The sequence below is a fragment of the Flavobacterium sp. WC2509 genome (assembly GCF_052683105.1).
Window position 1 is genome coordinate 2,383,791 of sequence record NZ_JBQZFG010000001.1, and the last position, 12,685, is coordinate 2,396,475.

A 12,685-nucleotide genomic window follows, 5' to 3' on the forward strand; every position below is an offset into this window, starting at 1 on the left:
TCAAATTTGACGGTCTTTTTCGTTCTAAAATTATCGTGGTATTTTTGTTTTTTGATAATAACATATTGATAAATGGGGTTGTACAGGATACATTAAGGTTTCCATTCCGTCGACGGCTTCACAATTTTTTGAAACCAAATAATTGCCTTCTATGATGTCTATTAATGCTAAAACCGGCGAATAGAAAGTAATCCCAATTTTATGCTTTGAAAGGTCTGTAATATCCGTATTAATGATGTCTAATTGATAATTGGAAAACGGTAAATAATTATTTCCCAATACATCCGTAATCCTATGGAAATTTCCTTTTAGCTGCTCCACATAACCATGAGCGGCAATCCCCACCAAGTAATGCAGCTGAACTGCTTTTTCGTTTTCGGTCAATAATTCTCTAAAGGTGTTTTTTGGGTTTTCCTTCGAATTAAATTGCTGATGTTGCATCAAATATTCTTTGAAGGTATCTTCCCAAACATATTTGTCCCAAAGAAATGTAGAAGTGCTATCAATCACAATTCGGTAAGCTAATCGTATTTTGGCTTTGTACATAGGACTTTATAAATTTTCTATTGGAATTTCAAAAAGTAATAAAATAGCATTTTCCGAGAGAGCTTCCCATTCTACGGTTTCTATTTCCTTTAAGCTCAAACCATCTTTTTGTTGTAATAATCTGTTTTCAATTTCAAATGCACCGTTAATTACAAAAAGAAAAACGCCGTTTAAATGGTTTTTCAATGTATAAAAACCTTCTTTTCTTCCATCATAAATACCGATAAAGCCTAAAGTATTTGAAAATTCGAAAAGCAGATTTATTTTATTTCTTTCAGAAAATCCAAAATCCAATTTAGATGAATTGGATATAAGATTATTGGTTTCGGCCGCTAACCAAATTTCTAAATAACTTACATCTTCTGCTTCATAAGGGTTGAAGGTTTTAAATGACATTCCCTTTTGAGCAGAAATATGTTTGATTTGTTCAATTCTAATGAAATCAATATTGCCTAAATTGTCTTTGTATTCAATTCCGCCAAAAAGCGGTAAAAGAAACACCTCAGTATTGGATTCAATGAATGTAAAGGTCTTTTGCGAAGGCACTAATAGTAATTCGTTTAAAACTTTCAAGGTGCCAAACGGTTTTCGAGACTCATCTTGGTAGTTTCCAAAATTGAAAGTCGATAAATTTTGAATTCCATCCGATCCAGAAACACCACGTAAATCGGATTTAAAAATTTGTGTAGGTGTTTGTTTGATCATTTTTAGAAACTAATAAATTAAATAAGAGTTTATCCAGCCACATTTATGGTATGAGTTAGAATAAAACCTTCGGAAACACTTCCTGTTACGGTCGACATTTCATTGGCAACACCATCAGAAAATACATTATCGGAGGCATTATAGGTATATCCGGAAAGTCCTTTTGTATAACCATTAGCACTTGATGCATTTACCAAAGCTACAGCACTGCCTGAACCTTCTGGAAATGCAATTTGAGTAACTAATAACGATGTGCCCGAAGCATTGTAAACATGAACGTGTATGTGTGTCGCTCTGCCGCTATACCATCCTGGAAAAATAGACTTAAATTTAACCAGACCATTTGCATCGGTAGTTTGCCTTCCTCTCAAAAAATGTACCGAAGTAAAGTCTGCAGATTGCATAGATGTTCCACCGTACTCAGAATAATAACCATCCTTGTCACAATGCCAAATATCTACAATGGCTCCAGCCAATACAGCACAGTTTGCATTAGTGTTTTTTATAGTGATATTAATGGTAAATGCAACTCCAGTTCTATCACTGACGATGTTTGATGTAACTAATGATCCAGGGGTTTTTGTTGGAAATGGCCCTGCAGTTTCCGATGAGGTAACGGAACATGTGCTACTAGAAGAAGTTTCTCCAGTACTAGTTGCTTGTGTAGTATCAGATGTTGATGATGAACTATCATCATCATTGCTACAAGCTTTAATTACAGGAATAGTCAAAGCTCCCAATCCTACTAGGCCTAATCCTCTTAAAAATTCTTTTCTTTCCATACTAAATACAATTTTAAGGTTGCAGTTGTAAAAGTATTTAAACTCATAAAGGGATTATAATTTATGAGGTAATGCGATGATTTTAAGAGGTAAATAAGTTTTAAATGTGGTCAGATGTGTTATTGTTTATTGAGCAAAGCAAAAAATGTGGTTTCGTAACTCGCGCTTATGGGAATTTCTTCGTTGTTTATGTGAATCATTTTATTTCTGACCTTCTCTATTTTGGATATAGAAACAATAAAAGAACGATGGACTCTTACAAAATCTATTTCAGGTAATTTTTCTAAAATGGCCTTTAATGTCATTCGAGCAACAATTGTCTTTTGATTTTGAATATGGATTTTAAGATAATCATCTAGTCCTTCGATGAATAAAATATCCGAAAGTAAAATTTTTATCAAACTATAATCGGCACGTATAAAAAGATATTGTTGTTCTGGGTTTTGATTTTGTGTTTTCCATTGCGTGTAAGCTTTTTCTACAGCTTGTTCAAATCGTGCAAGCGAAATAGGTTTCAATAAATAATCGGTGGCACTCAATGTAAATCCCTCTACAGCATATTCAGAATAGGCAGTTGTGAATATTACCATCGTTTTGTGTGGTAACTTTTTATAGAAATCAATACCTGAAATAGCTGGCATATTAATGTCTAAAAACAATAAATCGACAGGGTATTTTTTCAAATATTTGAATGCATCTTCCGACTTGGTAAAGGTTTTCTGCAAATCAATAGTGTTTATTTTTTCGCAGAAACTTTGTAAAATATCCAGTGCAGGTGGTTCATCATCAAGAGCAATCGCTTTTATCATGCTACTTTAATTGTTAAGTTTACCAGATATTTTTTTGGATTATCATTAATAGATAAAACATGACTATTGGGATACAAAAGAGAAAGTCTTTCTATCGTGTTTTGTAAGCCAATACCACTATCAGTTTGAACAGATTGTACTTTATTATTTGAAACGAATAAAGTCAAATACTCTCCTTCAATCGTAATTCGAATACAAATTTCGGAATTATCATTTGGATTTACCCCGTGTTTGAAAGCATTTTCAATAAATGAAATTAAAATAAGTGGAGTAATAGCTTTCCCAAACGCATTTCCCTCCATTGTATAATCAACAGCTACGGTATTTCCTAATCTAGTTTTTTGTAATTGTATATAATTGTTGATGTAATTGATTTCTTTATCTAAAGCAATAACATCATCATTAGCATTTGTAATAATATACCGCATCAATTCGGATAATTGTACAACAGCATCGGCGGTTTTGTCATCTTTTTTTATGGCTAATGAATAGATACTGTTCAACGTATTGAATAAAAAGTGTGGGTTAATTTGAGCTTTTAAAAAAGACAATTCTGATTTCATTTTATCTTCTTCTACTTTTCGAAGCCTAATTTTTATAGCAATGAATAAACTTGAAATGACCCCGATAAGATAAACCAAAATAGTATGATTGTATTGGGTAGGAGGCCCTCCAAAATGAACCGAATTGTCTAATCCTGATTGTCGCATTTTGTGAGGCAAAGGAACATTTTGATGATTAAAATGCGTTGGTCTTGGAGGAGGCCTGTCTCCTGTAAATTGTTGTTTCTGATTTCCGAAATCAAGAAAATTATGATCTGGAGTATCAAAAACCTTCGAAATCCAAAGAAAAAACAATAAAAAACAAACGAGAGTAATCACATATGTAATTTGTCTTTCTTTAAAATAAATTTTTGGAATTAGAATGTAATAATTGAAATAGAAGAAGATCAGCAACAAAAAATAAATGAAAAAATAAATCCTATCGTGTGGATTGCTTGCTAATTTAGGCAAACTAAAAATGCTGCCAGTTGTAGTAAAAGCATACGGTAAAAATAGAAATACAAAACACAAGCAAAAATGCATTGCATAAAAGGTAATATTCTTTTTCATAATGAAATTAATTTCTCAAAAGTATGATTATTAAGACTTCTGATGAAATTATTGCGGTAAAATTGAGGATTACTGAGGTAGTTTGAGAAAGGGTAAAATCTTTTCTAGTCATTAGATCAAACAGGAAAGATTTTAAAACAAAAATACCGTCGAAACTAAACGGTATTTTTGTTTTATACTTAGTAACTTTTTGTTCGTGTTTTTTTAAATTCTTTGTTTTTCAATGGTTTGCAATCTTTTATAGATAGATTACTTACATCTTTTAATACAAGTAATTCAGCATTGCTTCCTTTTTGGGCGGCTATGTTTCTCAGTTTTATACCTTTTACGTCGGTCACTATCATTGCTGGACGTGTTTCGTTGCCTAATAAGTAAAGGTTGATATTATTTAATTCTAAATTTTTAGCATGGCGAATAAAAAAACCATAGGCTGGTAATACACCAAATTTTTGTGGTTCAGGATATGCTTTTTCATATTCAGGTACTTCTTTTTGAATATTGGTTACCTGAGAATCGAGTGGGCGATACCAAATGCTGATATTGCTAAGGCGAACATCCTCAATGTCATGACCAGGAATTCCGCTGATAAGAGTCGCAAAACGCGAATCGGCATTGTACACATTTATATTGCTAATATTGATACGTCTTAAAGTGCCTACTGGTGTGCCTTCTGGAGCTCGCATGCGTGCTCCTAATCGTAAGAAAATAGGGGAATTTATAATATCTCGCATGGTGATGTTGGTAATCGTTACATCTTCTAATACAGCACCATCAACTGTTTCAAGTGCCAGTCCACGGCAATATTCAAAAACACAATTACTGATGGTGATGTTTTTAAAACCGCCATTAGATTCTGTTCCAAACTTAATGCGTCCAGTAGGTCCTTCTTTGTCAGGTACTAAATTTGCTTCATTTCGTTGGTAGGTACCATTGTAAAAAGTGCCGCGGTCAAAGCCGCTTACGCTACAATTGGTGATGGTTACATTTTCTGTTGGACGATTGAACCCCAGAGCAAAAGAGCTTTTGAGGCAAATACCATCATCCCATGGAGAATTGACACTACAGTTAGATATGCGAACATTTTTGCAACAGTCAATGTCCATTCCATCTCGGTTGGTGTCAATTTTAAGATTATCAATGGTTAGATTGTCCACACCAGTAGCAAGTATCCCAAAATGCCCGCCATAAAGTATGGTGAAATCTTTCAATATTACATTTCGGCAAAGCTTTAACGCAATAGCTTTGTTTCCAATTGGGGCTTTATAAGGTCCTCCTCTTGTTAATCCTTTTCCATAAATTTTTCCTGGTCCGAGGATTGATATGTCTTCCAGATTTTCGCCCCATATTAGGCTATTATGCCAGTGACTATGTCCAAAATCTTGAAAGCTATCATTTGAGGCAGGTTCTGGTGAGTCATAACCTATATCGCCAGAAGGTGAAGCTGCCAAAATTGTAGCCCCTTGATCTAAATAAAGTGAAATATGGCTTTGAAGGCGAATAGAATAACTAAGGTAAGTGCCAGCGGGAAAATAAACGGTACCGCCACCTGCTTTTACTGCTGCAATAATGGTCTTGTTGATAGCTTCTGTGTCAAGTGTCTTGCTATCACCAGTGGCACCAAATGTCTTAACATTGAAAATTGTTTCTGGCATAGCCTGAATAGTACTGAAGCTAAAAAGACACAAGCAACAGCAAAATTTGTAGCGAAATAGAAATAACTTGATTAAGTTGGTAAAGCTTTTCATTTGGATAATAATACTAAAATTTTTTTTTGACAAGATGCAAATTTAGTATGAATTTTTTATCCTGTACCGTCATGTAGTGAAGATCTGTTTTGGTATAAACTTTTGTATTAGAATTAATCGCCTAAAAAAAAAGCAACTCGATTGAGTTGCTTTTTGATAAGTTTTTTTTCTATTATTTAAAATTGAAACCGATAATAGCTCCAAGTCCAAATTGATAAGAATAGGCGTAATCCTGTACGGCTACAGGTCCCCAGTAACCCCAGTAAGTGTCTGTACCTGCAGGAGCAACTGTTGATATAAGATTAGCTTGAAGACTTACAGAAACAATAGAAGCAGTTTTTATTTTAACCCCAGCTTTGATTTCCCAAGCAAAGTTGGTGTCGCTTCCTCCAAATGGTCCTTCAGTAATTGACATACCAAGACCTCCTCCTACGTAAGGAACCGCATTGTTTCCATTGTCAAAATAATGATTACCACCTACTAAAATATAGTTGAATGCTCCGTCACCATTAACGTCGTTAGCAACACCTGGTACATCAATATCCATTGAAGTATCTAGTCTTAAATATTTAAGCTCGATAGATGTTGATTTTTGAGGGAAAAACTCTAATCCAGCACCATAAGTAAAGCCATCGCCAACTTTAATGTGACCATAATCAAAGTTAACGTTGTTTGAGAATGTATAAGTTCCATGAACATCAAGTACCACTGAGCCTCTATCTTGAGCTATCATACTTGCTGAAAATAAAAAAGCGATTAGTAATAAACTGTAATTTTTCATAATTTTTGTCTGTTTTTAGTTTACAACAAATATAAATAAAAAATTAAAATTATTACAAAATATGTGTTAAAAATGCTGGCTTGAGCTAATGAATGCTTTTATTTGTTAGGGAGTTATGCGTCGTTCTTATTTTTTAATTTTGCTGATAAAATAACACTTCCTACTTTTTCATTGACGAAATTAAATGCTATTGCTTTTTTTTAAAATTGAATCCCACAATAGCTCCTAAGCCAAATTGAAATGAAGTTCCGTAATTTGGACCTGTATTGGGTACCCAATATCCTCCAATGTTACTGCCGTAGTCAGTATTTATAAATATTGATTTTATTGAAGCCTGAAGATTTAGAGAAACTATCGATGCAGTTTTTATTTTCACTCCTCCTTTAATTTCACAAGCAAAGTCTGTTTCATTATCTTGATTTGGGGTTTCGAGTATGGCTATTCCAATTCCAGCTCCTAAATATGGTGTTAGCTTGTTTCCTTTGTCAAAATAATGATTTCCACCCACTAGAATGTAATTGATTGCTACTTTGTCATCATAGCCAATTTTGTCACCATTTGATTTATAAACTGATATTGAGGTGTCTAGTCTTAAATATTTAATTTCGATGGATGAGGATTTTAAAGGGAAAAACTCTAATCCAATTCCATATTCAAAACCTTCTTCTATGTTAGCGTGGCCATAATCAAAGTTTACTCTGTCAGAAAAAGTATAATTACCATAAAGGTTTGCTACAAAAGCTCCTTTATCTTGAGCAATTGTGATAGTTGTAAATAATAAAAATAATAATAGGTGATAAATTTTTTTCATGTTTTTAAATTTAATTTATTTGTAGTAAATATATTAAATAAGTTAAACATAAAACTAATCTTACCCTAAGTAATATTCTTTAAATTTTTTAGACTTAATATGGAGTTATCCTAATCAATCGTCATTTCTGGAATTTCGCCTTCTATGATTAAGCTAGCTTCGGTAGAGGCTACAATATGCTCCACAGTTACTCCCGGAGCGCGTTCTAAGAGTTTAAAACCAAGGGGAGTAATTTCTAAAACGGCTAATTCGGTTACTACTTTTTTCACACAGCCAACACCTGTTAAGGGTAATGTACATTTTTTAAGAATTTTAGATTCTCCAGCTTTATTAACATGCATCATTGCTACAATGATATTCTCTGCTGAAGCAACTAAGTCCATGGCTCCGCCCATTCCTTTGACCATTTTTCCTGGTATTTTCCAATTGGCAATATCTCCATTCTCTGAAACTTCCATTGCGCCCAAAATAGTTAGATCAACATGTTGTCCTCGGATCATTCCAAAACTAGTAGCCGAATCAAAAAAGGAAGCTCCAGGCAAGGTTGTTATAGTTTGTTTTCCTGCATTGATGATATCAGCATCTTCATCTCCTTCAAAAGGGAAAGGTCCCATGCCTAAAACTCCATTTTCGCTTTGGAATTCGATATCAATTCCTTTTGGAATATAATTTGCAACTAAAGTTGGTATTCCGATGCCTAGATTTACGAAATATCGGTCTTTTAATTCTTGAGCAATTCGTTTTGCGATTCCTTCTTTTGTTAACATAATTCTAAATGTGTCAATTAGTTAATATGATAAGTGGATAATTAAAACGCATTATCTAATTGTCACATTATCTAAATTATCTAATTTCTTTGTTTTACTGTACGTTGTTCAATTCTTTTTTCGAATTTTTCCCCTTGAAAAATGCGTTGTACCAAAATACCAGGGACATGGATTTGGTTTGGATCTAATGTTCCTGCTTCGACCAGCTCTTCTACTTCGGCGACGGTGATTTTGGCAGCACCACACATACAAGGATTGAAGTTTCTTGCAGTTCCTTTAAAAATTAGATTTCCAGCCGTATCTCCTTTCCAAGCTTTTACAATAGCAAAATCCGCTTTGAAAGCATGTTCCATAATGTGCATTTTACCGTTAAATTCACGAACCTCTTTTCCTTCGGCAATTTCAGTGCCATAACCAGCAGGTGTGAAAAAGGCAGGAATACCTGCTTGAGCAGCACGACATCTTTCAGCTAAAGTTCCTTGCGGGATTAAATCTACTTCGAGTTCTCCTGAAAGCATTTGACGTTCAAATTCGGCATTTTCTCCCACATAAGAAGAAATCATTTTTTTGATTTGTTTTTTTTGCAAAAGTAAACCTAGTCCAAAATCATCAACCCCAGCATTGTTTGAAATACAGGTTAATTGTTGCGTTTCTTTTTGAACTAATTCGGCAATGGAGTTTTCGGGTATACCACAAAGCCCAAAGCCACCGAACATAAGTGTCATTCCATTTTCAACTCCTTCAAGTGCTTCCTGAACGGTATTTATTTTTTTGTTAATCATAGTAATTACTTTGATGCGATATCTGTTTTCTACAATTTTTGATGTTTTTTTGCTTTTTGTTAAGTATAATTATTTTAACTGTAGATAAATCAATATCAATTAAAATAAATCTAGTAAACAAATTTAACGAAATAATCATATTAGTTTATTTCTAATTTATAAATAAAGGAAGCTACTTTTTTATAAATCGTTGTAAGGATAGGGTATGTTTAAATTATGCAAAAAGGGACTGTCTTTTGGACAGCCCCTTTTGTAGAAAGTTATTGGTACATTTTATAATTTAACGGTGACTCCAAATTTTGCACCGCTAGTTCCTGTATTTCCACCTAGTTCTAAATTGATACCAAATCTATCATTAAAGAAATAACGGCCACCAACTTGTAACCCAAGACCTAAAGACGTATTGTCTGGATGTGGATTGCCATCGTAATCATCATAATCCCAAATGTAATAAGTTAAACTTGCTCCAGCGTAGAAGTCAAATTTACTTGGCATATGTAATATTCTATTGAAATGATAATTTCCATTAGCTCCAATTCCAATTGCGGATGAATTATAGTGGTATGTATTGTTGTTGTAATGATAAGGGTCATCATCTGTTTGAAATGAGAGTTGACCTCCAAGAGTCCAATCTCTTGCAATTCCATAATCAAGACCTACATAAACTGGGACTCCCCAACCAGATAATCCAACACCAGCGTTAAGTTGAACGCCACCCTCCTCTAAAGGACTTTGAGCAAAAATGCCATTTGATATGAAACCAAATGCAATAATTAAAATAAGTTTTTTCATGAGTTTTTTTTATTAGAACGTAAAATTATAATTTTAATTATGTTTTATTTTACGTTTAGTTGTGAAATATTTGGGCGATTCAATCTTTTAAAATACTCGTTATAAGTTTGTATTTTTAATTTATATAATTTCCAGATTTTCGCTAAAAAGGCTCTTTTATTGAATGGTTGTTTAATGAAAAAAAACAGTTGTCATTTAGATTATTAACTCAATATGAGTTTCAAATGAAAGTTTTTTTATTGGTCTAAGAATGTAGAATTTCTTAATTTGGAGTGTAGTCGTTATCCAAATATAATCGTAGGATTGTTGTTGTTTGATGTTCTTTTGAAAGAATTAAAAAACCATTTTTTTATTTATATATTTTCTTTTAGTCGTTTTTTGGCGCTTTGAAAGTTAGCTTTAAGCAGATAAAACCAAAAGTTCCCGATATAAAAGAAGCAATTAGAATAGCAATTTTAGAGTAGGTTATGACTTCTTCACCATCATTTTTAAAAGCCAATAAAGTTATAAAAATGGACATGGTAAATCCAATTCCGCCTAGCATTCCTGCTCCCAAAATATTTTTCCATTTTAAGTCTTTTGGCAGTGTGCAAATTCCAATGCTTACAGCAAGAAATGAAAAAAGAAAAATTCCTAATGGTTTTCCTACAACAAGTCCAAGTATGATTCCAATAGAGTTTAAATGAATTAATCCTTCGTGCCAGTTGGTGTTTATAGCAATACAGGTATTGGCAATGGCAAATAACGGGAGAATAATAAAGGCTACTGGTTTGTGTAAAAAGTGCTGTAATCGGTACGATGAGGTTTTTTTTCCACCATCTCCAAATGGAATTACAAATGCCAGCAAAACACCAGTTATAGTTGCATGTACTCCAGAATTCAACATAAAATACCAAATAAAAACACCGCCAATTAGATAAGGGATTAAATTATGAACTTTGCGTCTATTCAAGATGAATAAGAAACCCATTATGGCAAAAGCAATTAACAAATTGTTATAAGCAATTGTTTCGGTGTAAAATAAAGCAATAACAAGTATTGCACCTAAATCATCGATAACGGCAAGAGCTGTTAAAAATATTTTTAAGGAAGCTGGGATTCTGTCGCCTAATAAAGATAAAACACCAATGGCAAAAGCAATATCGGTTGCCATAGGGATTCCAGCTCCGTTTTGTGTAATCGTTCCATAATTTAACGCTAGAAAAATCCCGGCGGGTACAATCATTCCTCCCAATGCTCCAAAAATTGGAAGTGCAGCATTTTTGATATTAGCTAATTCACCATGATACATTTCCCGTTCCAATTCTAATCCAATCATTAAAAAGAAAATGGTCATTAATCCGTCATTAATCCAATGAGTAATGGAGTGATGTCCAATTTCGGTGTTCCAAAAAGCAATATATTCAGTTTGAATTTGAGAATTAGCTAGTGATAATGAAATTATGGTTACAAAAAGTAGCAATATACCGCCTGCTTTTTCACTTTTAAAAAATTCGGTAAATGTATTTGTTAATCTCATTTTTGTATTAGGATTAAATAGGAATGGCTAATTTAAGCATTTGTAAATTAATTTAGGTTGAAAGTCTAAACCGTAATTTTTTAATTAATTTTGAAATCTTAATTTATTTATACCTATCATGGACATTAAAATTCTTCATATCGACAGCAATAATCCTTTGCTTTGGGAGCAATTGGAACAAGCTGGTTTTATAAATCATGCCGATTTTACTTCTTCTAAAGAAGAAATTGAAGCTAAAATTCAAGATTATCAGGGCATTGTTATTCGAAGCCGATTTAAAATCGACAAACAGTTTTTGGACAAAGCTACCAATTTGCAATTCATAGCAAGGGTAGGAGCGGGCTTAGAAAGTATTGATTGCGATTATGCGACTTCCAAAAATGTGGCTCTCATTGCTGCACCTGAAGGAAATTGTAATGCGGTAGGTGAACATACTCTAGGGATGATTTTATCTCTTTTTAATAAATTGAATATAGCAGATAGCGAAATTCGTTCTGGTGAATGGAACCGAGAAAAAAATCGCGGTTACGAACTAGACGGCAAAACAGTTGGTATCATCGGATACGGAAATATGGGAAAAGCATTTTCTAAAAAACTTCGAGGTTTTGATGTCGAAGTGTTGTGTTATGATATTAAAGAAAATGTGGGCGACGCCAATGCTAGGCAGGTTTCATTAGAAGTACTACAACAAAAAACAGATGTATTGAGTTTGCACATTCCATGGACACCTGAAACGGACAAAATGGTAGATTCGGATTTTATTAATGCTTTCGCAAAAAACATTTGGATTATTAATACCTCAAGAGGGAAAAATATAGTAACCGCCGATTTAGTTCATGCGATGGAATCGGGAAAAGTACTTGGTGCTGGTTTAGATGTTTTGGAATACGAGAAGCTGTCTTTTGAAAATCTTTTTCAAGACAAAAACACGCCAGAAGCTTTTCAGTATTTATTGGATGGGCGAAAAGTGATATTAACGCCACACATTGCAGGCTGGACTTATGAAAGCCATGAGCGATTGGCGCAAGTGATTGTGGATAAAATTAAAGCTTTGTATGGTAAAAAATAAGTGTGTAAGATTTTAATTGTTTAAAAAACAGAATTTTATGATATTTTTTATAATTTAGTCCAATGACAAACAAATTCTAAATTATGGAAAATAAACCAGAAGAAACTTGGAATATTCCTAAGAATCCAATTCCAATATTCAAAGTAGATCCAGTAGTGGTGTTAATTTTGAGCTTTTTAACCTGTGGGCTGTATTTAATCTATTGGAATTTAAAAGTATCCGAAGTGTTGAATGCAGTATCCGAAAGAGAAATTATTTCGAGTCCTATAGCTATTTTTGCTGGTTGTTGCTATCCGATAAATGGTTATTTCTTTTATTTAGCAGGAAAAGATGGTTTGCCTGCTACTCAAAGAAGACTTGGTTTGCCTGTTAAAGATGATTCATTGCTTTATTTGATCTTAGGGTTGGTTTTTCCAATGATTGCAGCGATGATAATGCAAAGCGAAATTAATAAGCTGTATTAAT

General features: G+C 33.4%; 14 protein-coding genes. 2 read left to right on the plus strand and 12 right to left on the minus strand.

What is annotated here, in order from left to right; translation table 11 throughout:
- Positions 1-30 precede the first annotated feature (30 nt).
- From ACUN3A_RS10010 to nhaA, 12 genes are all read right to left on the minus strand, one after another.
- Positions 31-546, minus strand: a complete 516-nt coding sequence (locus ACUN3A_RS10010) for a hypothetical protein (RefSeq protein WP_445551151.1) — start codon at positions 544-546, stop codon at positions 31-33.
- Positions 547-552: 6 nt separating this feature from the next.
- Complete coding sequence (locus ACUN3A_RS10015; RefSeq protein WP_445551152.1) at positions 553-1,251, minus strand: pirin family protein; 699 nt, start codon at positions 1,249-1,251, stop codon at positions 553-555.
- A gap of 29 nt (positions 1,252-1,280) precedes the next feature.
- On the minus strand, positions 1,281-2,033 hold the full coding sequence (locus ACUN3A_RS10020) for a dioxygenase family protein (protein WP_445551153.1): 753 nt from the start codon (positions 2,031-2,033) through the stop codon (positions 1,281-1,283).
- Positions 2,034-2,152: 119 nt separating this feature from the next.
- Entirely contained in the window at positions 2,153-2,842 is a 690-nt protein-coding gene (locus tag ACUN3A_RS10025; protein WP_445551154.1) for a LytR/AlgR family response regulator transcription factor, read from the minus strand.
- On the minus strand, positions 2,839-3,954 hold the full coding sequence (locus ACUN3A_RS10030) for a sensor histidine kinase (RefSeq protein WP_445551155.1): 1,116 nt from the start codon (positions 3,952-3,954) through the stop codon (positions 2,839-2,841). Before ACUN3A_RS10030 ends, ACUN3A_RS10025 begins: the two co-directional genes overlap by 4 nt.
- A 179-nt stretch (positions 3,955-4,133) precedes the next feature.
- Positions 4,134-5,606, minus strand: coding sequence for a rhamnogalacturonidase (locus tag ACUN3A_RS10035; RefSeq protein ID WP_445551156.1), 1,473 nt, complete (start codon positions 5,604-5,606; stop codon positions 4,134-4,136).
- Between the two features lie 265 nt (positions 5,607-5,871).
- Positions 5,872-6,480, minus strand: coding sequence for an outer membrane beta-barrel protein (locus tag ACUN3A_RS10040; protein WP_445551157.1), 609 nt, complete (start codon positions 6,478-6,480; stop codon positions 5,872-5,874).
- A 187-nt stretch (positions 6,481-6,667) separates the two neighbouring features.
- Complete coding sequence (locus ACUN3A_RS10045) at positions 6,668-7,291, minus strand: outer membrane beta-barrel protein (RefSeq protein ID WP_445551158.1); 624 nt, start codon at positions 7,289-7,291, stop codon at positions 6,668-6,670.
- Between the two features lie 110 nt (positions 7,292-7,401).
- Entirely contained in the window at positions 7,402-8,058 is a 657-nt protein-coding gene (locus tag ACUN3A_RS10050; protein ID WP_445551159.1) for a CoA transferase subunit B, read from the minus strand.
- 80 nt (positions 8,059-8,138) lie between these two features.
- A complete protein-coding gene (locus tag ACUN3A_RS10055) occupies positions 8,139-8,840 on the minus strand; it encodes a CoA transferase subunit A (RefSeq protein ID WP_445551160.1) in 702 nt (233 codons plus the stop codon).
- A 273-nt stretch (positions 8,841-9,113) separates the two neighbouring features.
- Positions 9,114-9,632 (minus strand): outer membrane beta-barrel protein, encoded by a 519-nt coding sequence (locus ACUN3A_RS10060; RefSeq protein WP_445551161.1) that lies wholly within the window; start codon positions 9,630-9,632, stop codon positions 9,114-9,116.
- Positions 9,633-9,999: 367 nt separating this feature from the next.
- On the minus strand, positions 10,000-11,151 hold the full coding sequence (gene nhaA / locus ACUN3A_RS10065; protein ID WP_445551162.1) for a Na+/H+ antiporter NhaA: 1,152 nt from the start codon (positions 11,149-11,151) through the stop codon (positions 10,000-10,002).
- Between the two features lie 118 nt (positions 11,152-11,269).
- Between nhaA and ACUN3A_RS10070 the strand changes: the two genes are divergently transcribed.
- Complete coding sequence (locus ACUN3A_RS10070; protein WP_445551163.1) at positions 11,270-12,220, plus strand: 2-hydroxyacid dehydrogenase; 951 nt, start codon at positions 11,270-11,272, stop codon at positions 12,218-12,220.
- Positions 12,221-12,303: 83 nt separating this feature from the next.
- Entirely contained in the window at positions 12,304-12,684 is a 381-nt protein-coding gene (locus tag ACUN3A_RS10075) for a DUF4234 domain-containing protein (RefSeq protein WP_445551164.1), read from the plus strand.
- The last annotated feature ends 1 nt before the right edge of the window (position 12,685 follow it).